Source organism: Streptomyces sp. NPDC019443, from assembly GCF_044389785.1.
Taxonomy (GTDB): Bacteria; Actinomycetota; Actinomycetes; order Streptomycetales; family Streptomycetaceae; genus Streptomyces.
The window spans coordinates 299,236-319,862 of record NZ_JBIRYJ010000006.1; the positions used below are offsets into that span (position 1 = coordinate 299,236).

The 20,627-nt window shown below is 71.1% G+C and carries 20 protein-coding genes; 10 read left to right on the plus strand and 10 right to left on the minus strand.

The window, feature by feature from the left end; all coding sequences use genetic code 11:
• Positions 1-198 precede the first annotated feature (198 nt).
• The gene (locus ACH492_RS21445; RefSeq protein ID WP_398988811.1) at positions 199-1,191 is read left to right on the plus strand and encodes an ArsR/SmtB family transcription factor; all 993 of its coding nucleotides are present in this window, start codon (positions 199-201) and stop codon (positions 1,189-1,191) included.
• On the opposite strand, the gene ACH492_RS21450 is transcribed toward ACH492_RS21445, so the two are convergent.
• Complete coding sequence (locus ACH492_RS21450; RefSeq protein WP_398988813.1) at positions 1,188-2,345, minus strand: alkaline phosphatase PhoX; 1,158 nt, start codon at positions 2,343-2,345, stop codon at positions 1,188-1,190. The genes ACH492_RS21445 and ACH492_RS21450 overlap by 4 nt on opposite strands.
• A gap of 229 nt (positions 2,346-2,574) precedes the next feature.
• On the opposite strand from ACH492_RS21450, the gene ACH492_RS21455 reads away from it, so the two are divergent.
• Complete coding sequence (locus tag ACH492_RS21455; protein WP_398988815.1) at positions 2,575-2,763, plus strand: hypothetical protein; 189 nt, start codon at positions 2,575-2,577, stop codon at positions 2,761-2,763.
• 47 nt (positions 2,764-2,810) lie between these two features.
• Here ACH492_RS21455 and ACH492_RS21460 read toward each other — a convergent pair whose 3' ends face one another.
• Genes ACH492_RS21460 through ACH492_RS21475 form a run of 4 tightly spaced genes read right to left on the minus strand, consistent with a single transcriptional unit; the run spans position 2,811 to position 7,932 of the window.
• The gene (locus ACH492_RS21460) at positions 2,811-3,734 is read right to left on the minus strand and encodes an oxidoreductase (protein WP_398988817.1); all 924 of its coding nucleotides are present in this window, start codon (positions 3,732-3,734) and stop codon (positions 2,811-2,813) included.
• Positions 3,735-3,783: 49 nt separating this feature from the next.
• Entirely contained in the window at positions 3,784-4,167 is a 384-nt protein-coding gene (gene nirD, locus ACH492_RS21465; RefSeq protein WP_398988819.1) for a nitrite reductase small subunit NirD, read from the minus strand.
• Positions 4,164-6,764: a nitrite reductase large subunit NirB gene (nirB, locus tag ACH492_RS21470; RefSeq protein WP_398988821.1), complete on the minus strand. Its 2,601-nt coding sequence runs from the start codon at positions 6,762-6,764 to the stop codon at positions 4,164-4,166. Before nirB ends, nirD begins: the two co-directional genes overlap by 4 nt.
• 1 nt (position 6,765) lies before the next feature.
• Positions 6,766-7,932 (minus strand): NAD(P)/FAD-dependent oxidoreductase, encoded by a 1,167-nt coding sequence (locus ACH492_RS21475; protein ID WP_398988823.1) that lies wholly within the window; start codon positions 7,930-7,932, stop codon positions 6,766-6,768.
• Positions 7,933-8,218: 286 nt separating this feature from the next.
• Between ACH492_RS21475 and ACH492_RS21480 the strand changes: the two genes are divergently transcribed.
• Both ACH492_RS21480 and ACH492_RS21485 read left to right on the plus strand, forming a co-directional pair.
• The gene (locus tag ACH492_RS21480; protein WP_398988825.1) at positions 8,219-9,025 is read left to right on the plus strand and encodes a putative protein N(5)-glutamine methyltransferase; all 807 of its coding nucleotides are present in this window, start codon (positions 8,219-8,221) and stop codon (positions 9,023-9,025) included.
• 137 nt (positions 9,026-9,162) lie between these two features.
• On the plus strand, positions 9,163-9,948 hold the full coding sequence (locus tag ACH492_RS21485) for a sulfite exporter TauE/SafE family protein (protein WP_398988827.1): 786 nt from the start codon (positions 9,163-9,165) through the stop codon (positions 9,946-9,948).
• 29 nt (positions 9,949-9,977) lie between these two features.
• On the opposite strand, the gene ACH492_RS21490 is transcribed toward ACH492_RS21485, so the two are convergent.
• Positions 9,978-10,607 (minus strand): class F sortase, encoded by a 630-nt coding sequence (locus ACH492_RS21490; protein WP_398988829.1) that lies wholly within the window; start codon positions 10,605-10,607, stop codon positions 9,978-9,980.
• Positions 10,608-10,703: 96 nt separating this feature from the next.
• The gene (locus ACH492_RS21495) at positions 10,704-11,210 is read right to left on the minus strand and encodes a hypothetical protein (protein ID WP_398988831.1); all 507 of its coding nucleotides are present in this window, start codon (positions 11,208-11,210) and stop codon (positions 10,704-10,706) included.
• A 287-nt stretch (positions 11,211-11,497) separates the two neighbouring features.
• Here ACH492_RS21495 and ACH492_RS21500 point away from each other — a divergent pair, with 287 nt between their 5' ends.
• The 3 genes from ACH492_RS21500 to ACH492_RS21510 all read left to right on the plus strand — a co-directional run bounded on the left by ACH492_RS21500 (position 11,498) and on the right by ACH492_RS21510 (position 13,082).
• Positions 11,498-12,160, plus strand: a complete 663-nt coding sequence (locus tag ACH492_RS21500) for an NADPH-dependent FMN reductase (RefSeq protein WP_398989213.1) — start codon at positions 11,498-11,500, stop codon at positions 12,158-12,160.
• A 164-nt stretch (positions 12,161-12,324) separates the two neighbouring features.
• Entirely contained in the window at positions 12,325-12,648 is a 324-nt protein-coding gene (cutA, locus tag ACH492_RS21505) for a divalent-cation tolerance protein CutA (protein ID WP_398988833.1), read from the plus strand.
• Between the two features lie 2 nt (positions 12,649-12,650).
• Positions 12,651-13,082, plus strand: a complete 432-nt coding sequence (locus ACH492_RS21510) for a gamma-glutamylcyclotransferase family protein (RefSeq protein WP_398988835.1) — start codon at positions 12,651-12,653, stop codon at positions 13,080-13,082.
• 7 nt (positions 13,083-13,089) lie between these two features.
• Here the strand turns inward: ACH492_RS21510 and ACH492_RS21515 are convergent, their stop codons facing one another.
• The 3 genes from ACH492_RS21515 to ACH492_RS21525 form a co-directional block, all read right to left on the minus strand.
• A complete protein-coding gene (locus tag ACH492_RS21515) occupies positions 13,090-15,198 on the minus strand; it encodes a molybdopterin oxidoreductase family protein (RefSeq protein WP_398988837.1) in 2,109 nt (702 codons plus the stop codon).
• Positions 15,199-15,349: 151 nt separating this feature from the next.
• On the minus strand, positions 15,350-15,931 hold the full coding sequence (locus ACH492_RS21520) for a TIGR03086 family metal-binding protein (RefSeq protein WP_398988839.1): 582 nt from the start codon (positions 15,929-15,931) through the stop codon (positions 15,350-15,352).
• A gap of 51 nt (positions 15,932-15,982) precedes the next feature.
• On the minus strand, positions 15,983-16,597 hold the full coding sequence (locus ACH492_RS21525) for a vancomycin high temperature exclusion protein (protein WP_398989215.1): 615 nt from the start codon (positions 16,595-16,597) through the stop codon (positions 15,983-15,985).
• A 296-nt stretch (positions 16,598-16,893) separates the two neighbouring features.
• On the opposite strand from ACH492_RS21525, the gene ACH492_RS21530 reads away from it, so the two are divergent.
• The 3 genes from ACH492_RS21530 to ACH492_RS21540 all read left to right on the plus strand — a co-directional run bounded on the left by ACH492_RS21530 (position 16,894) and on the right by ACH492_RS21540 (position 20,599).
• Positions 16,894-17,805: a sirohydrochlorin chelatase gene (locus ACH492_RS21530; protein ID WP_398988841.1), complete on the plus strand. Its 912-nt coding sequence runs from the start codon at positions 16,894-16,896 to the stop codon at positions 17,803-17,805.
• A gap of 46 nt (positions 17,806-17,851) precedes the next feature.
• On the plus strand, positions 17,852-19,207 hold the full coding sequence (locus ACH492_RS21535) for a deoxyguanosinetriphosphate triphosphohydrolase (protein ID WP_398988843.1): 1,356 nt from the start codon (positions 17,852-17,854) through the stop codon (positions 19,205-19,207).
• A 129-nt stretch (positions 19,208-19,336) separates the two neighbouring features.
• On the plus strand, positions 19,337-20,599 hold the full coding sequence (locus ACH492_RS21540) for an NAD(P)/FAD-dependent oxidoreductase (protein WP_398988845.1): 1,263 nt from the start codon (positions 19,337-19,339) through the stop codon (positions 20,597-20,599).
• Positions 20,600-20,627 lie beyond the last annotated feature (28 nt).

Here is a 20,627-nt window from a genome sequence, read left to right on the forward strand (position 1 = left end):
CGGTCGTGCAAAGCCCCCCACGGTCTTCGCACGTCCATCGGTGACAGAAGGTTTCCTGCCCGACGTCGTACAGCCTTTCGGTTGCCACCCACCCCTCGCGAGGCGTTTCAACTGTGGCTGAAACACCGTGGTAACGTCCTGTGATGGCATGCATACTCAGTGGTGGGGGCGATTGCGGATGCAACATGTGGGGGTTCGGTGCTACGTATCCATTTCACTGGGGACGACCTAGCCAGAGTGCGGATGGCGGTCAGACCGGATGAGTTGTGGGAAACGATTCTCAGCTTTCACCGATTGCGGGAGCGGCGGCGTGCGCTCGTGTTCGGGGAATGGCGATCGGAAACCCGCGCCCGGTTGAATGGTGAAACACGTCTGCTTGCTCCGATGGTTCCGCCGCAGGGATATTTCCCGGACTTTCTCACGCCTCCCGAAGGGGGCGGCGGGCTGGATGCGGGGCTGGAGGCGCTGCGGGCGACGCCGCCCGGACGGCTGCACTCCGAGCTGGCTCTCGCGGCCGCGGGACGGGGCGGCGCAGCGGTGCTGCCCGGCCGGCTCGCCGCGCTCGCCGAAGGCGATCCCGAGCCGCTCGCCCGGCTCGTAGGAGTTCTGCGCAGCTACTACCGCGCCGCCATCGAGCCGTACTGGCCGCACATCCAGGCCAGGGTCGAGGCGGACCGTGCCGTACGCGGCCGGGCGCTGCTCGACGGCGGCGCGGGCGAACTGCTCGCCTCACTGCCCCCGGTGCTGCGCTGGCGGGCCCCGGTGCTGGAGGCCGACTATCCCGTGGAGCGCGAACTGCACCTGGACGGGCGGGGATTGCTGCTCCAGCCGTCGTTCTTCTGCCGCGGCACCCCGGTGGTCTACCGTGACACCGCGCTCCCGCCCGTCCTGGTCTACCCCGCCGTCCACAGCTGCGCCCCCGCCTTCAGCGAGACGGGCGGCCCCTCACTCGGCAAGCTCGTCGGTCACACCCGCTCGGCCGTCCTGCAGGCCATCCGCTTCGGCTGTACGACCAGTGAACTCGCCCGCAGGGCAGGGGTGTCGCTCGCATCCGCCAGCCAGCACGCGGCGGTCCTGCGCGAGGCGGGCCTGGTGGTGACGCTGCGCCACGGCAACGCCGTACTGCACACCCTCACTCCGCTGGGCGCCGCCCTGCTGCGGGGCGGCGCCGCTGCGGAGGCCGCGGGCTAGGAGCGGAAGGGCCCGGTCACCTCGTAGGTGATGCCGCCGGACGAGGAGCCGCTCGTGCCGCGCTGGCTGGAGAAGTACAGCCGCTGGCCGTTCGGAGAGAAGGCCGGTCCGGTGATCTCGGAGGAGGACTGGCCGGTGATCCGCAGGAACACTGCGACGATGTCGTTCGGCGTGATGATGCAGATCTCCATGTTTCCGCCGTCCTCTGCGACGAAGAGATCGCCGGAGGAGGAGCCGGTGATGTTGTCGACACCGGTCAGCGGGGCGGGGCCGGGGTTGACCAGGCTGTCGTCGTAGGCCAGCTCGTAGGTGCTGTTGGCGAGGTTGAGCTGCCAGACGCGGTTGTCGCCCTTGGTGGTGAACCAGACGGTGTCGCCTGCGTAGTGGCAGCCCTCGCCGCCGTTGAAGTGCTTGGCGCCGGAGACCTGGCTGCGGGTCGCAGTGGGCGAGCCGTCCGGGTCGGGCACGTTCTGCCAGGTGAAGGAGCCGGAGGTGCCGGAACCGGCGACGAGCACCTGGAGGGTGCCGGAGGAGAGATTGCCCCAGGTGCTCGGGATGAACCGGTAGAAGCAGCCGTTGGACTCGTCCTCGGTCAGGTAGATCACCTGGCGCACCGGGTCGGCGGCGGCAGCCTCGTGCTTGAACTTGCCCATGGCGTCTCTGCGGGTGCTGGTGCCACCCCACGGGTTGGTCTCGTAGACGTAGCCGAGGGAGACCTCCTCGCAGGACAGCCAGGTGTTCCACGGGGTGGCCCCGCCGGCACAGTTCTGCCGGGTGTTGGAGAGGATCCGGTACGCGCTGGTGATGGTGCCGGAGGAGTTGAACTTCACGGCGCTGGCGCCGCCGCCGGGGTTGATCTCCGAGTTGGAGACATAGATCCAGCCGCTGCCGTCGGCGAAGCAGGCGCCGCCGTCAGGGGCGTTGTGCCAGGTGTAGGAAGTGCCAGAGACGGTCTGCCCGGAGCGGGCGATCACCCGGCTGGTGAACCCGCTCGGCAGCTGGATGCCGTTGGCGTCGGCCGCGCCCAGCGAGCCGTACGGGCTGGGGCCGTTCTGGGCGGGGGCCGCGTATGCGGCACCGCGCATCAGGGTGCCGCCGAAGGCAGCGACGGAAGTGCCGATGACCGCTCCGCGCAGGAAGTTACGACGTTCCACTTGTCACTCCAGGGGTGCTGGTGACCGCCCGTGGCACCGGTCGGCGCCGCGAGGTCGCGCGCTTCCGGAACCTAAGAGTGCCGAATTGACTCTACGTCAACAGGAGGTGACGTAGAGCGGTCGAGTCCGCGGGGTTTCGGCCATCCGGCGCCGTCACCGGGGGGCCCGAACCGATCGGGCGTACCGTCTGGGTATGTCCGTTACGTGGGTTGTGCCGGGGTCAAGTGGAATGTCGGTGCATGCGGCCGACGAGGAGCGCCGCATCGACAGCGAAGAGGAAGGCCGGTTCTCGTACGAGATCCACGGCAGCGGTGCCCTGCTCATCTGGGTGAAGCACGGCAGCGGAGCCGACAGCATCCACATTGCGTACGGGCCGGGCGCATGGATCTCTGTAACCGGGACCAAGAGAGGCATGTAGACCTGGAAGCCGTGGCCGCGAGCCGACCCCCGGCCGCGGCGGAGGCCTCAGGCCTTGAGGCCCTCATACGTCACCGACGTGAGCTGCTCGGACGCCACCCAGAGCCGCTCGCCCGCCGTATCGTTCCGCGTCCACTTCGCCCGCTGCGACGGCGCGGGCGCGCCGCGCCAGCCCAGCCTCGGCCCGGTGAAAGAGTCCGGCCGCACGCCAGGCGCGGTGGCCGCGTACAGCGTCGGCAGCGCGCCCGACTCCGCGGACTGCGCCATGATCCGGTTGCCGACCCGCATGAACCGCTCGGTTGTCCTCTTGCCCTCCAGCCGCGCGCCCGCGGTCTGCAGATTGGTGTCCGCATAGCCCGGATGGGCGGCGGCCGCGACGACGTCGGAGCCCGCCGCACCCAGCCGCCTGGCCAGCTCGTGCACAAAGAGCAGGTTCGCCGTCTTGGAGCGGGAGTAGGCGACCCAACGGCGGTAGCGGCGCTCACTGTTGAGATCGCCCATGTCGATATTGGCCAGAACGTGCATGAAGCTGGACACGACCACCACCCGCGCGCCCGGGGTGTCGAGCAGCTTCGGCAGCAGCAGCCCGGTCAGCGCGAAATGCCCGAGGTGGTTGACGCCGAACTGCGTCTCGAAGCCGTCGGCCGTCTTTCCGTACGGCAGGGCCATCACGCCGGCGTTGTTTATCAGCAGGTCGAGGCGCTCGTACGGGTAGCTCGCCGCGAACTCCCGCACGGAGGACAGTTCCGCCAGGTCCAGCCGCCGGAACTGCACGTCGGCGCCGGGGACTTGGCGGGCCATGTGCTCCTGCGCCTGCCTGCCGCGGGCCTCGCTGCGGCACGCGAGAATCACTCGCGCGCCGCGGCGGGCCAGCTCCTGGGCAGTGACGAGTCCGATTCCGCTGTTGGCTCCGGTGACCACGGCGGTACGTCCGCCCTGGTCCGGGATGTCGCCCGCGTTCCAGCCCGACATGGCTGAACCCCTCGCTAGGGAACCCTTGGTAGGTCCACCCTACGAACGATCAGGCGGTGGAGCCACTGCCGACGACCAGGTCGGTGCTCAGCCGTACCTCGTACGCCGTCACCGACACCGACTCGTCGTCCAGACAGCGCCCGCTCGCCAGGTCGAAGCGCTGCTTGAGCAGCGGCGACGCGACGAACGGTTGGCCGGACGACGAGCCGACCAGGCCGCGGGAGAGAACCTGGGCGCCGGAGAAGGGGTCGCGGTTGTCGATGGCGTACGCAGCGCCCTCGCGGTCCAGGAAGACCGCAGCCTGGCGGCCGTCGGGCAGCAGTGCCGCGACACCGCGTCCGGGGGTGAGCAGGGACAGCGCACACAGCGCGATCCACTCCTCGCCCAGGCGGAGCTGGACCTGAGTTTCCGTTTTTTCGGGAGCGATTGTCATCGGGCGGCGGTACCTTCCAGGGCTTCCAGCGGACGGATGGACAGCAGCGGCAGATCGGGCTTGACCTGGTCGCGCTCGGGCACGAACTTCACCGTCGGGTCCGGGACGTCGGGCGCGTTGACGAACGAGACGAAGCGGCGCAGCCGCTCCGGGTCGTTGATCGTCTCGGACCACTCGTCGCGGTAGCCCGCGACATGGTCGGCCATGAGCGACTCCAGCTCGGAGCAGATGCCGAGCGAGTCGTGGACGACCACGTCCCGAATGTGATCGAGGCCGCCCTCGATCCGCTCCAGCCACGTCGAGGTGCGCTCAAGACGGTCGGCGGTGCGGATGTAGAACATCAGGAACCGGTCGATGAGCCGGATCAGCTCCGCGTCGGAGAGATCCTGGGCGAGCAGATCCGCGTGGCGCGGGGTCGCGCCGCCGTTGCCGCCGACGTAGAGGTTCCAGCCGTTGGCCGTGGCGATGACCCCGAAGTCCTTGGACTGCGCCTCCGCGCACTCGCGCTGGCAGCCCGAGACCGCGGACTTCAGCTTGTGCGGGGAGCGCAGACCTCGGTAGCGGAGCTCCAGATCGATGGCCATCCGGACCGAGTCCTGCACGCCGTAGCGGCACCAGGTCTGGCCCACACAGGACTTCACGGTGCGCAGCGCCTTGCCGTACGCATGCCCGGACTCGAAGCCCGCGTCCACCAACCGCGCCCAGATCATCGGCAGTTGATCGACGCGTGCGCCGAACATGTCGATGCGCTGGCCGCCCGTGATCTTTGTGTAGAGACCGAAGTCACGGGCCACCTCGCCGATCACGATCAGCTTCTCCGGGGTGATCTCACCACCCGGAATACGCGGCACGATCGAGTACGAGCCGTTCTTCTGCATATTGGCGAGGAAGTGGTCGTTGGTGTCCTGGAGCGCGGCCTGCTCGCCCTCCAGGACATAGCCCGAGGCGCCGATCGTGGGCGCGAGGGAGGCGATGATCGAGCCGACGGTCGGCTTGCAGACCTCGCAGCCGTTGCCGCCGCGGGCGCCGTCACGTCCGTGCCGGTCGAGGAGTTCCTGGTACGAGGTGATGCGCAGCGCCCGCACGATCTCGTACAGCTCCTGGCGACTCTGGCCGAAGCAGCCGCACAGGCCCTTGTCGACCTCGACGCCCGAGGCCTCCAGCTCGGCATTGACCAGCTGTCCGAGCACCTTGACGCAACTGCCGCAGCCCGTACCGGCCTTGGTGCACTTCTTCACCTCGGGCACGGTGGTGCAGGAGTGCTCGGTGACCGCGCCGCGGATCGTGCCCTTGGTGACGTTGTGGCAGGAGCAGATCACCGCCTCGTCGGGCAGCGCGGAGGGGCCGAGCGCGGCCGGCGCGCCGATCCCGGCGGGCAGCACGAGCTGCTCGGGCGAGAGCGGCGGGACGGAGCCGGTGAGCGGGCGCAGCATGCCGTAGGAGTCGGCGTCGCCGACCAGTACGCCGCCGAGCAGCTCGCCCTCGCGGCCGATGACCAGCTTCTTGTAGACCCCGGACCGGGAGTCGGAGTAGACGACGTCCAGGCAGCCCTCCGCCGCGCCGTGCGCGTCGCCGAAGGAGGCCACGTCCACGCCGAGGAGCTTGAGCTTGGTGGACAAGTCCGCGCCGGTGAAGGCCTTGACCTCTCCCTCCAGCGCGGCGGCCGCGGTCTCGGCCATCTCGTAGCCGGGCGCGACCAGGCCGTACACCCGGCCGTCCGACGCCAGCGCGCACTCGCCGATCGCGAAGACGGCGGGATCGGACGTACGGCACTGCTCATCGACCACGATGCCGCCGCGTTCGCCGATCTCCAGGCCGCAATCACGGGCGATCTGGTCCCTGGGCCGCACACCGGCCGAGAAGATGACCAGGTCGGTGTCGATGGACGAGCCGTCCGACAGCGCCATCGCGGTCACGGCGCCGTCCTCGCCCGCCGTGATCTCCTTACCGCCGACGCCCGTGTGCACGATCAGGCCCATGTTCTCGACGGTGCGGCGCAGCGCGGCGCCGCCGCCCTCGTCCACCTGTATCGACATCAGCCGCGGATTGAACTCGACGATGTGCGTGGCCAGTCCCAGCCCCTTGAGGGCCCCGGCCGCCTCGAGGCCCAGCAGCCCGCCGCCGACCACGGTGCCGGTCGTGCAGTTCTTGGCGTACTCCTCGATGGCGAGGAGGTCCTCGATGGTGCGGTAGACGAAGCAGCCGTCGCTGTCCTTGCCGGGCACCGGCGGTACGAAGGGGTACGAGCCGGTGGCCAGCACGAGCGTGTCGTACGTGAAGGTCCGTCCGGCGCGTGAGGTGACCGTGCGCGCCTGCCTGTCGATGGTCTCCGCCGGGTCGTCGAGATGCAGCTCGATGCCGTGGCGCTCGATGAAGTCGCCTTCGACGAGGGAGAGCTCGTCGGGCGTACGGCCGGAGAAGTACGAGGTCAGCTGGACCCGGTCGTAGGCGGCGCGGGGTTCTTCGCACAGCACGACGATCCGCGCCCGCCCGGCCACACCGCGCTCCGCGAGGGCTTCGAGGAACCGCTGGCCGACCATCCCGTGGCCGACGACCACGATGGTGGGACTCGTGGTGGGAGTCGTGGGGGTGGACATCTCAAGCGCCTCCAAGCAGGTGGAACAGTGGGGTGGAGGGGAGCGGCTCGTCGCCCTCCCAGGTGCGGGCCAGCTCGCCGACGGTGCGGAGGTCGCCGAGCAGTACCCCGCCGACGAGCCGGTCCCCGCGGACGACGACCTTGCGGTACGCGCCGCGGGTGGCGTCAGTGAGCTGAACGACGTCGTCGCCGGGGTGGGGGGTCGGATCGCCGAAGGCGGCGAGATCGAGCGGGCCGGGGCCCGACAGGGTGAGCCGGGTCAGCGCGCGGGTGCCGGTGTAGCGGGCGGCGGTGCCGGTGAGCACGGAGGCCAGGACGTCCGCCTGTTCCAGCGCGGGGCCCGCCAGGCCGTGGACGACGCCCGCGTGTTCGGCACAGTCGCCGATGGCGTGGATGTACGGGTCGGATGTGCGCAGCTCGTCGTCGACGACGATGCCGTGGCGGACCTCCAGACCGGCGTCGCGTGCCAGCCCGGCCCGGGGACGTACCCCGCAGGCGAGCACGACCAGCTCGGAGTCGAGGACGTACCCGTCGGCGAGCTCGACGGACGTACCGCGAAGGCCCCTTACCCGGCACTCCGTGTGGATCTCCACGCCCATCGCTTCGAGGTGGGCGCGCAGCAACTTCGATGCGGAAACGTCCAGTTGGCGCTCCATAAGGTGCTCGCCCTGCTGGGTCAGCACCACCCGGGCGCCGCGTTCGGCCAGCGCGCGGGCCGCGGAGACGCCGAGCAGCCCGCCGCCGACGACGACCGCGCTGATGCCGGGGCGTACCGCCTCGGAAAGGGCGAGGCAGTCGTCCAGCGTACGGAAGGGGTGCACCCCTTCCGGGAGCCCGTCGGCGATCCCGCGCAGGGGCGGCAGCACCGGGTTGGAACCGGTCGCCAGCACCAGCCGGTCGTACGCCACGGAGGTGCCGTCCGCACAGTGCACAAGACGCTGGTCGCGGTCGATCTCGGTGGCCCGGACGCCGCGCCGTACCGGAACCTCGGGCAGGGCGATGACCTCGGGGCCGTACCGCCCGGCGAGGACCTCCGCGAGCAGCACCCTGTTGTACGGGGCGTGCGGCTCCTCACCGAGAACGGTGACGGAGACGCCCGCGTAGCCGAGTCGGCGCGCCAATTGTGCGCCCGCCGTCCCGCCGCCGATCACCACTGTCTCTGAAGCCATTCCCGCAGCCTGCGGCTTCGGTGTTACCTGGCAGGTTCCCGTCTGTTTCCCGTGAGGAACGCTGCCCTCAGCGTGCCGGGGGCGGGTGTGTGAGGGGACGGGGATGCGCGCGCCCCGCTGCTCGCCCGGCTCCGGTACTGTTGCCGTCTCCAGCAGTGGACCGTCGTAGGAGGTGAGACCCATTACCGCAGTAGCAGGCTGGGTGCTCTCATCTCACGACCGCGCGGTCAATCCGACATAGGTGACCGCCCCGCGGGAGCGCCCTCAGGCTTCCCGAAAGGCATCCATGTCGGCTTCACCGTCACTTCTTCCTCTCTCCGCCATCGTCACCAGGCTGCGCGCCGCCGGCTGTGTATTCGCCGAGGACGAGGCGCGACTGCTCATCTCCACGGCAGGTACGCAGTCCGAACTTGCCGCCATGGTGGACCGGCGGGTCGCCGGGCTGCCCCTTGAGCACGTCCTCGGGTGGGCCGAGTTCTGCGGTCTGCGGGTGATCGTCGAGCCCGAGGTCTTCGTGCCTCGCCGGCGCACCGAGTTCCTCGTGGCGCAGGCTGCCGGGCTCGCCGGGTCGCGGGCTCTCGTCGTCGATCTGTGCTGCGGTTCCGGTGCGGTGGGCGTCGCGCTGACGGCGGCGTTGGAGGGGGCTCAGCTGTACGCCGCCGATGTCGACCCGGCCGCGGTGCGGTGCGCCCGGCGCAATGTCGGGGCCGTCGGGGGGCAGGTGTATGAGGGCGACCTCTTCGAGCCGCTGCCCGCCGCGCTGCGGGGGCGGGTCGATGTGCTGGCCGCGAATGTGCCGTACGTACCGACCGAGGAGGTCGAGCTGCTGCCCCCGGAGGCGCGCGAATTCGAGCCGCGGGTGGCGCTCGACGGGGGTGCGGACGGGCTTGACGTGCTTCGGCGGGTGGCCGGTGAGGCGGCGCTGTGGCTGGCGCCCGGTGGGTGCCTGCTCGTCGAGACGAGCGAGCGGCAGGCGCCGGGGGCCGTCGAGGCCTTCGCCCGCGGCGGGCTGGTGCCGCAGGTGGCTGTTTCCGAGGAGCTGTACGCCACCGTCGTCATCGGAACCAGGACCGCGGACCTGCCGCGGGCCTGATCCTGATCCTCGGGCCTGATCCTCGGGCCTGATCCTCGGGCCTGCGGCCCCGCCGCCCGCCTCCGGAACCTCAGACGTCGCTCAACTCTCCCGGGATTGATGGACGACACACGCATCTCGTCCGTAGGGTCGCGATCATGCCCGACATATCGCTGACGACGCTCCTCTTCCTATGCATCGCCGCCGCCGCGGCGGGCTGGATCGACGCGGTGGTGGGCGGCGGCGGGCTGCTGCTCCTGCCGGCCATGCTGCTCGGCCTGCCGAACGTCCAGGCCGCGCAGATCCTCGGCACCAACAAGGCCGTCGCCATCGTCGGCACGTCGGGCGCCGCGATCACCTATGTGCGCAAGGCCTCGGTGCAGGTGAAGACGGCGGTACGGATCGGGCTCGCGGCCCTCGCGGGCTCGATGGGCGGCGCGTTCTTCGCGGCCGGGATCAGCAGCGACGTACTCCGGCCCGTGATCATGGTGGTGCTGCTTGGCGTGGCGGCCTTTGTGATGCTGCGCCCCACCTTCGGCACCGCATCGGACGCCGACCGGCGCACCGCCGGCCGCGCCCGCATGATTGCCGCGATCGTGCTCGTCGGCGGCGGAATCGGCTTCTACGACGGTCTGTTCGGGCCCGGCACCGGCACCTTCCTGGTGCTCGCGCTCACCGCCGTACTCCATCTCGACCTGGTGACCGCGTCCGCCACCGCCAAGATCGTGAATGTCTGCACCAACGGCGGGGCCCTGGCGATGTTCGCCTACCAGGGCACGGTGATGTGGCAACTGGCTGCGCTGATGGCGGTGTTCAACCTGGCGGGCGGCATGTTCGGCGCCAGGATGGCGCTCAGGAAGGGCAGCGAGTTCGTCCGCGGAGTGCTGCTCGTCGTGGTCTTCTCGCTCGTCGCGAAGCTCGCCTTCGACCAGTGGACGGCGTAGCGGGCGGATCGGCGCTGTACTGCGGACGATCATGCCGATGGTGGCCTGACCCCGATCAGGTGCGCGAACGCCACCACATTCCCCTGGTAGCCGGTCTTCTTTGTGAAGCCGCCCCCGCAGGTGATCACCCGCAGCTCCGCCCGGCCCCTCGATCCGTACACCTTCTCGTCCGGGAACGCGCCCGTCCCGTACACCTCGACCGCGTCGATCGTGAACACCGCCGTACGGCCGTCCTGCCGGGTCACCTCGATCCGGTGGCCCTTCTTCAGCGCGCCCAGGTTGTAGAAGACCGACGGGCCCTTCGCGTTGTCGACGTGGCCGGCGACTATCGCCGTACCCTTGGCGCCGGGGGATGTGCCGTCCCGGTACCAGCCCGCGAGGTTGCGGTCGGCGGCCGGTGGCACCTCCAGGCTGCCTTTGCTGTCCAGGCCCAGGCGCGTGACCGGTGCGTCGACCCTGATCTCGGGTATGCGCAGGCGTACCGGCGGGGACGGCGGCAGTGGGTCGGCGGCCGCGTCGGTGTGGTGGTGGGGACCGGCCGCGAAGGCCTCCGCGGCGGACGGGACCGGCGGGGTCACGTCCTCGGAGCCGTTCTGGACCAGCCACAGGCCGGCGCAGACGGCGACGGCTATGCCCCAGCCGCTGCCCTTGGCGCTCATCGGTCCTCCGGATAAATCTCGCCCGCTCCCGTCAGGTCCTGGGACCTGACGGGAGCGGGGATACGGCGGGTACGAGGGCCGGTGGGAACCGGCCCGTCAGCTGCCCTGCGCGCCGCTCGCCCGACGGCGCAGGAGCAGGGTCCCGCCTACGGCGGCCGCGGCCAGTACGGCCACGCCCGCCGCGATCTGGGTGGTGTCAGGGCCGACGCTGCCGCCGACGCCGGAGTGCACATGGCCGCTCGGCCGGTTGTGGTGCCGCACCGCCAGGTCACCAGTGGCCCGCTTGCCGTTCTTGCAGCTCACCTCGATGGCATAGGTCCCCGGCTCGGCCTCGTGCGGGACTGTGAACCGGCCGACTACGACCTCCTTGTGCTTACCCGCAGACAAACGGAATCCGCCCGCGCCCAGCGACCGCGCGTCTCCGACGCCGTGGCCGCCGGGACCGCAGGCGGTGGTGTTCACGGTGATGGTGGCGCCCGGCGAGGCGGTCGACGGGAACGCCTCCAGTACCGCGAAGTCCCCGGCGTACGCCCCGTGGGCGCCGAGCCCTATCGTGGCGGCTGCCAGCGCGGTGGCTGTCAGCAGGCGGGCGGTGGTGCGCATGTCGGTCCTCCGATGAAGCGCGGTGGTGCGAGTGATCGTCCTCACTTTGAGGTAAGGCGCAGCTCGCCGCCCACGCCTGCTGATGGGCAATCAGATTCGATGGGCAGACTCGGCGTGTCGCGCTGGACACGAGGCGTCGTCGCAGGTCATCGCTGGTGACGGGGAATCAGATGGTGTGGTCGGCCGCGGGCATGCTGAACGGGTGAAGGGGCCCCCGGCCGGCCGTACCCGCTCACCGGGCGCACGGACTTGACCTCAATCATGCTTGAGGTATGAGTCTCATCCTCATGGACCTCACAACGCCTGAAACCGCGTCCGAGATCGCGTCCGAGATCGCGTCCGAGACCGCGCCTCAAAGCGCGCCGGAGAGCACCGCGCCGCTGAAGCTCGCCGTCGTCCTCTCCAGCAACCGCGAAGGCCGCTTCGGCCCCGTCATCGCCGACTGGTTCCTCTCCCACGCCGCCGGGCGCGAGGACTTCACCGTCGAACTGATCGACCTTGCCGACGCCGACCTGCCCACCGCCCTCTCCCACAGCCCCGGCCCCGCCGTCCGCGCCGAACTGGCCAAGGTCTCTCCGAAGCTCGCCGACGCCGACGCCTTCGTCGTCCTCACCCCCGAGTACAACCACTCCTTCCCCGCCGCCCTCAAGAACCTCATCGACTGGCACTACACCCAGTGGCAGGCCAAACCCGTCGGCTTCGTCTCGTACGGCGGAATCTCCGGCGGCCTGCGCGCCGTCGAGCAGCTGCGCCAGGTCTTCGCCGAAATGCACGCCGTCACCGTCCGCGACACGGTCTCCTTCCACCACGCCGGCGCCCACTTCGACGGCGAGGGGCGGCACAAGGACCCGGCCGCCTGCGACGCCGCCGCCAAGACGATGCTCGACCAGCTCGCCTGGTGGGCGCACGCCCTGCGGAACGCCAAGTACAGCCACCCGTATGCCGGTTGAGGGCCGTGGACCATGCTGGCCGGACTGCTGGGCGAGCGAGTGCGTACGGTGGCTGCCTGACCGACTGCGGCCCGACCCCGCGACCCGACCCGCGGCCCGACCCCGCGACCCGACCCCGCGACCCGACCCGCGACCCGACCCCTGCGACCCGAAGGAGCACGTCAGTGGCCCAGGCACTGACCGTACTGACCACGACTGACAGCGCCGCGAAGGCGGAGGAGCTGGCGCGCGGCGCGGTGGAGGCGAGGCTCGCCGCGTGCGCGCAGATCTCCGCGCCGGTCACCTCCGTCTACCGCTGGAGGAACGCGATGGAGACCGCGGAGGAGTGGCAGGTCCTCTTCAAGACGACGCAGGCCTGCTATGCGGCGCTGGAGGCGCATCTGGTCGCCGCGCACGATTACGAGACACCGGAGATCATCGCGACGCCGGTGGTGGGTGGCAGCCCCGCGTATCTGGCGTGGATCGAGGCGGAGACCATGGTGCCGTGACGATGTCTGCGCAAGAGCTCCCGTTCTTCGTCTACGGCACGCTGCGCCCGGGCGAGTGCAACCACGATCTGTTCCTGCACGGCCGAACGGCGACGGAAGAGCCCGGGCTGCTCGCGGGCGCGGTGCTGTACGAGGGCCCCGGCTATCCGTACGCCGTCCTCGACGCCGGTGGCGGCACGGTCGCGGGGGAGCTGGTGACGGCGGCCCCGGGGGGGTACGGCGAGCTGCTCGCCGTACTCGACCACCTGGAGGAGTACATCGCGCCGGGCCACCCGCGCAATCTGTACGAGCGGGTGGTGCGCGACGTCCTGCGCCCGGACGGCACGGCGGTACGGGCATGGGTGTACGTCGCGGCGCCGGGACCGGCCGGGGAGCTGCGGGCGAAGGGCACGCGGATCCGGGGCGGCGACTGGTGCGGCCGGCTGAGCAGCTGACCTGGGGCTACGTCTCGTGCGCGCGTTCCACCCGGACCGCGCACACCTTGAACTCCGGCATCCGCGAGGTCGGGTCGAGCGCGGGGTTCGTCACCGAGTTGACCCGGCCCTCGCCGGGCCAGTGGAACGGCATGAAGACGGTGTCGGGCCGTATCCCCGCACTGATCCGGGCGGGCCCGACGGCACGCCCGCGCCGTGACACGACGGCGAGCGGCTCGCCCTCGACGGCCCCGAGGCGCTCGGCGAGCAACGGATGCAGCTCGACGAAGGGCCCGGGGGAGGCTGCATTGAGCTCATCGACCCGCCGGGTCTGCGCCCCGGACTGGTACTGCGAGACGACCCGCCCAGTGGTGAGCAGTACGGGATACGTCTCGTCGGCCTCTTCGCCGGCGGCCCGATGCGCCACGGTGACGAAGCGGGCGCGCCCGTCTGGGGTCGCGAACCGTTCGAGGAAGAGCCGGGGCGTGCCGGGGTGGTCTCCCGAGACCTCCTCGGGGCACGGCCAGAACACCCCGTCCTCCTCCATGATCCTTCGGTACGTGATGCCCGAGTAGTCCGCCGGGCCGCCCGCCGACGCCCTGCGCAGTTCCTCGAAGACCTCCTCCGGGTCAGCCGGGAAGCCCTTCTCGTGGCCCAGCAGAGCCGCCAGTCCGCCCAGCACTTCCAGGTCGCTCCGTATGCCCGGTGGGGCCGTCACCGCCTGGCGGCGCAGCAGGACGCGGCCCTCCAGATTGGTCGTCGTGCCCGTCTCCTCCGCCCACTGCGTGACCGGCAGCACCACATCCGCGAGCGCCGCCGTCTCCGACAGCACCACGTCCGCGACCGCCAGGAAGTCCAGCGAGCGCAGCCGCTCCTCCACATGCCCGGCCCGGGGCGCGGAGACCACCGGGTTCGAGCCCATCAGCAGCAGCGACTTCACGTCCCCGCCCAGCGCGTCCAGCAGTTCGTACGCACTGCGCCCCGGGCCCGGCAGCGTCTGAGGCTCAACCCCCCACACCCGGGCGACATGCGCCCGCGCCGCCGGGTCGTCGAGCTTGCGGTAGCCCGGCAACTGGTCCGCCTTCTGGCCGTGCTCGCGGCCGCCCTGGCCGTTGCCCTGGCCGGTCAGGCAGCCGTAGCCGGACAGCGGTCGGCCCGCGCGGCCCGTCGCCAGGCAGAGGTTGATCCACGCGCTCACCGTGTCCGTGCCCTTGGAGTGCTGCTCGGGACCGCGCGCGGTCAGCACCATCCCCGACTCCGCGTCGCAGAACATCCCCACCGCTTCGCGCAGTTGGGGCACGCCCACCCCGGTGATCCGCTCCACCAGCTCCGGCCAGTGCGCCATTGCCGCGGCCCGTGCCTCACCCCAGCCGCTCGTACGCGACGCGATGAACTCTTCGTCCGTACGCCCCTCGGCCACCACCACGTGCAGCAGCCCGAGCGCCAGCGCCAGATCCGTCCCCGGCCGGGGCGCGAGATGCAGGTCGGCCTGTTCCGCTGTCCGTGTCCGCCGCGGATCGACGACGATCAACTTGCCGCCGTTCTCCCGCAGTTCGGTCAGATAGCGCAGCGCCGGCGGCATCGTCTCGGCGAGATTCGAGCCCACGAGGATCACGCACCCGGAGCGCGGAATGTCCTCCAGCGGGAACGGCAGCCCGCGGTCGAGCCCGAATGCCCGCTGGTGCGCGGCCGCCGCCGACGACATGCAGAAGCGCCCGTTGTAGTCGATCTGCGAGGTGCCCAGCACGACCCGCGCGAACTTCCCGAGCGCGTACGCCTTCTCATTGGTCAGGCCCCCGCCCCCGAAGACGCCGACCGCGTCGGGGCCGTACACCGCTCTCGTACGCCGCAGTCCCGCCGCGACCGTACTGAGAGCCTCCTCCCAGGTGGCCGGCTCGAGCCTGCCTGTGGCGGGGCGACGGACCAGGGGCTCGGTCAGACGCACCCGGGAGGAGAGCAGCGCGGGCGCGGTACGGCCCTTGCCGCACAGCGCGCCCCGGTTCACCGGGAAGTCCGGACGCTCCACCACCTCGACCGCTTCGGGTCCGCCGCGCAGACTCATCCCGCACTGCAGGGCGCAGTAGGGACAGTGGGTCGGCGTGACCGGGGCAGCGGCCTCGGTCGTGGTTTCGGACATACGTCCAGGTTGCGACGCTCGTGTTACGCGGGCGGGCGCGCCGCATTACGGTCCGGGTACGCCCATCTCCGCCCGCGCCCGTGGCGCCCGTGAGGTACCAGCGGTGCCCCGTTCGGTACCCGTGGCGCCCGTGAAATACCCGCGGCGCTCCTCACGCGCGGCGGCCGAGCAGCGCCAGCAGCCTGGCCTGGTGGCTGTCGCCCGGCGGCGGCTCGATCGGCGGGGCGAAAAGACCGGACTTCGACAGGCCCGAGGCATACGGAGTGACCTCGTCGAGCGCGAAGCTCACCAGCACGTCCGGCAGCCGCTCCGGCGCGCCGATCGCACGGGACAGGTCCCAGCTGTGCACGACGGCGTCCGTGATCATCTGCGCGCAGTACGCCACCGCCGGGGTCTCGCCGTACGAGAGCAGCACGGTCTGCTCCAGCGCCCCCGGCGCCCCGAACGCCTTCCGCGCGGCGCGCGCGGCCGCGTCCCAGCTGGTCCGCGGGTGGGCGCCGAGCACATCGCCGTCGTACGCGTCGCCCACCTCGTCGATGCCGGCTCCGTCGGTCACCAGGTCCGGCACCCACAGCTGCTCCGCGGTGAGATGGTTGACGAGATCGCGTACGGACCACTCGGTGCAGGGCGTCGGGTCGTCCCACTGATCGGCCCGTACCGCGTGCACGCGTTCGGTGAAGAGCGCGAGCGCTTCGGCGTGCCGGCTGAGCAGGGTTGCTACGTCGTTTTCCATACGGTTCACTGTCGCGCGCCGCGGATGCCGACGCGAGTCTGTCGCCGCGTGTCACCGGGTGGCTGCGGCCAGCGCCTCCCTCACCCCGGGCTCCTCGGCCCCCAGGAACCGGGGATCCGGCGTGAACACGGCATCCACCGCCGCCTTGCCGGCCGCGAACATCTCCCGCGTCCCGCCGTAGTACCAGGTCGCGTCGTGGGGTTCGGCGACCCCGACGCCGTACGACTCGACCCCCGCCGCCCGGCAGAGCGCGACGGCCCGCCGGATGTGGAAGCCCTGCGTCACCAGGACCGCGCGCCGGACCCCGAAGATCTTCTTGGCGCGTACGCAGGAGTCCCAGGTGTCGAACCCGGCGTAGTCGCTGACGATTCGCTTGTCCGGCACGCCGCGGGCGGTGAGATACGTGCGCATGGCGTCCGGCTCGTCGTACTCCACGCGGCTGTTGTCGCCGGTGACGAGCACAACCTTGACCTTGCCCGCCCGGTACAACTCGGCAGCGGCGTCCAGCCGGTGCGCGAGATAGGGCGTGGGGCGGCCCTTCCAGAGCCCGGCCCCGAAGACGACGGCGACATCCTGCGCCGGGACCTGCGCAACGGTGCGGATGCGGCTGTCGGCGACGGCGTGCATCCAGGTCGCGGGAGCGAGTGCGAAGACGCAGGCGAGCATGACGGCCTGCGCGATCCGCCGCTGGGCGCGCCGGGTCCGGGGTGCTTTGGGAAGTCGTAGTCTCACCTTCACGCCTGGTCAGACGTTGATTGGGCCGGATCGGTTCGGCAGGGGGCCACTTTGGCTCCATCTCGATCCAGTCCATGATGAGACCGACCCCCCGATGTTCCGGTTCGAAATGTCGATCACAGTAGGTGACGGGCCTGACAACGCCGCCGGGGTGTCGGTGAGCCCGTGGAAAACACCCGTCACCCTCACGCAACGACCCGGCAATCTCGGCACGTCAGGATCGGTTCATGACGGAGCCGGCGCACCTTCACGAGACCCTGCCCCTCGACGCCACGCCCCTCGACAGCACAGCGCAGCTGCTCCTGCGCATCTCCGACCAGCTCGGCAGCCAACTCAGCCACGTCACACTGAACGGAGCCCGCAGGCGCATGCCCCCGACCGAACGGCCCACCCTCGTCGCCGTCGCACACGGCAGCCGCGACCCACGCGCCCTGCGCACCGTCACCGAGCTCCTCGACCGGGTCCGCGAGCTGCGCCCCGGACTCGACGTCCGCCTCGGCCACATCGAGCTGAACGAGCCGCTGCTGCCCGGCACCCTCGCCGCCCTCCAGGGCGAGCGGCCTACGGACGGCCCCCGCGCCGTCCTCGTACCGCTGCTGCTCAGCCGCGGCTACCACGTCAAGCACGATCTGCCGCAGGCAGCCGCGGCCGTACCCGGCGCCGACATACGCGTCGCCGCCCCGCTCGGCCCCCACCCCCTCCTCGTGGAGGCGCTCTGCTCACGGCTGGCGGAGGCGGGCTGGCGGCCCGAGGACGGCACCAGCCGCAGCGCCGGAGTGGTCCTGGCCGCCGCGGGCTCGCGCGACCCCGATTCCGCGTCCGACACCCGGCGCACCGCGGAACTGCTCAGCGAGCGGCTCGGCGGAGTGCCGGTCGTTCCCGCCTACGCGTCGGCTGCCCAGCCCACCGTCCCCGCGGCCTTGCGCGCGCTCGCCGCCCGGGGCCGCCACCGGATCGCCGTCGCCTCCTATTTCGCTTTCCCGGGCCTGTTCGCCACCCGCAGCGCCGCCGCCGCGCCCTGGATCGCCGCCGCCCCGCTCGGCGCGCACCCGGCCCTGGCCCGGTTGCTGCTGCAGCGCTACGACGAGGCCCTGAGCACCGCGCACGCCACGCAGCGGCGCGAACTCGCCCCTGCGTAGCCCACCGCATCGCCCGACTGCCACCGGCTCCGGTTACCTTCGGTGCATGGCAGGCACCACCGGCACCACCTCATCCGGCCCCGACGCATTCGACGACGCCCCCGACGACGCTTACGACGAGGCGGCCACCGCACGCTGGGCCCCCGAGCCGGACAAACGCCCGGGCCGCACCGCTTTCCAGCGCGACCGCGCGCGCGTGCTGCACTCCTCCGCGCTGCGCCGGCTCGCCGGCAAGACCCAGGTGGTCACCCCCGGCACCCGTAATCAGGCCTGGGACGCCAGCCCCCGCACCCGGCTCACCCACTCCCTGGAATGCGCCCAGGTCGGACGGGAACTGGGCGCGGCGCTCGGCTGCGACCCCGATCTCACCGAGGCCGCATGCCTCGCCCACGACATGGGCCACCCGCCGTTCGGACACAACGGCGAGCAGGCACTGAACGACTTCGCCAAGGACTGCGGCGGCTTCGAGGGCAACGCCCAGTCGCTGCGGCTGCTGACCCGTATCGAGCCCAAGCGGTTCGTCCACCGCACAATGACATCAGCCGGTGCCGGGGCGGGGACCGGCGAGCTCGTCAGCGTCGGCCTCAACCTCACCCGGGCGGTCCTGGACGCCGCCACCAAATACCCCTGGCCGCGCGGCGGACACCCCGCCGACCCCGACTCGGTGAAATTCGGGGTCTACGAGGACGACCTGCCGGTCTTCGAATGGGCCCGCGAGGGCGCCCCCGAGTACCGCAAGTGCTTCGAGGCCCAGGTCATGGACTGGTCCGACGACGTGGCGTACTCCGTGCACGACTTCGAGGACGGACTGCACGCCGGCCATATCGACCCCAACCTTCTCCTCGCCGAACCGGAGCGCAGCGACATCTGGCGGGTGGCGATCGGGCGGTACGTACCCGAGGACACCGAACCGCAGGAGCTGGCCGAGGCCCTGGACCGGCTCATCGACCAGGAGTGGTGGCCGCACCACTACGACGGCTCGGCGGTCGCGCAGGCCCGGCTGAAGGACGCCACCAGCCAGCTCATCGGCCGCTTCTGCCTCGCCGCCGAGGGCGCCACCCGCCAGAGATACGGCTCCGGACGACTCACCCGGTACGCCGCCGAGCTGGTCGTCCCGCGCGCCGCCCGCAACGAATGCGCGGTCCTCAAGGCCGTCGCCGACCGCTATGTGATGCAGCGCGCCGAACAGGAGGCGCTCCGCGCCGACCAGCGCATCGTGCTCGCCGAACTGGCCGAGGCGCTCACCGCCCGCGCCCCCGAGAGCCTCGACCCGCAATTCCGTGCTCTGTTCGACGCCGCCCCCGACGACCGGGCGCGCAAGCGGGTGATCGTCGACCAGCTCGCCTCGCTCACGGACGCCTCCGCCCGCACGCTGCACGCCCAGCTCACGGCCCGCCGCTGAGCAGCTGGGAGAGCCCCCGCGGCGGGTCCGAGATGACACGCCCAGGGGTCACTCCCTCTTCCGCCATAACGCTGCGTGCGGGACGCTCGCTGAAGGCTGCGCAGCGTGAAAGCAAAGAGGAGGCATCAAGTGGTCGACGCACATCGGACATTCGTCATCGTCGGTGGTGGACTTGCCGGAGCCAAGGCCGCCGAGACCCTCCGTGCCGAAGGGTTCACCGGCCGCGTGATCCTCATTGGTGACGAACGCGACCACCCTTATGAACGGCCGCCCCTGTCGAAGGGCTATCTGTCGGGCAAGGAGGAGCGCGACAGCGTCTTCGTCCATGAACCCGCCTGGTACGCCCAGGCCGATGTCGAACTGCACCTCGGCCAGACCGTCGTCGCGGTCGACCGGGACGCCAAGTCCGTCCGCCTGGGCGACGGCACCGTCCTGCACTACGACAAGCTGCTGCTGGCCACCGGCGCCGAGCCGCGCCGCCTGGACATCCCCGGCACCGAGCTGGCCGGCGTCCACCACCTGCGCCGCCTCGCCCACGCCGACCGACTGCGCCAGGTGCTCACCGCGCTCGGCCGCGACAACGGCCATCTGGTCATCGCGGGCGCGGGCTGGATCGGCCTGGAGGTCGCGGCAGCCGCCCGCGGCTACGGCGCCGAGGTCACGGTCGTCGAACCGGAACCCACTCCATTGCACCAGGTCATCGGCCCCGAGCTGGGCCAGGTCTTCACCGAACTGCACCGCGAGCACGGCGTCCGCTTCCACTTCGGCGCCCGCCTCACCGAGATCACCGGCCAGGACGGCATGGTCCTCTCCGTCCGTACCGGCGACGGCGAGGAGCACCCGGCCCACGACGTCCTCGCCGCGATCGGCGCGGCCCCGCGCGCCGCCCTCGCCGAAGCCGCCGGCCTCGCGCTCGCGGACCGGGCACACGGCGGCGGTATCGCCGTCGACGCCGCACTGCGCACCTCCGACCCCGACATCTACGCGGCGGGCGACGTCGCGGCCGCGCACCACCCGCTGCTGGAGTCCAGGCTGCGCGTCGAGCACTGGGCGAACGCCCTCAACGGCGGCCCGGCCGCCGCGCGCTCGATGCTCGGCCAGGATGTCTCGTACGACCGCATCCCGTACTTCTTCTCCGACCAGTACGACCTGGGCCTGGAGTACTCAGGCTGGGCGCCGCCCGGCTCGTACGAGCAGGTGGTGCTCCGCGGCGACGTCGGGAAACGGGAGTTCATCGCCTTCTGGCTGAAGGACCGCCGGGTGCTCGCCGGGATGAACGTGAATGTGTGGGACGTCACCGACCCGATCCAGCAGCTGATCCGCTCCGGGAACCCGGTGGACCCGGACGCCCTCGCCGACCCTTCCGTACCGCTCACTTCCCTCAACAGCTGACGGGAGTGTCACATCGCCACCGTAGACT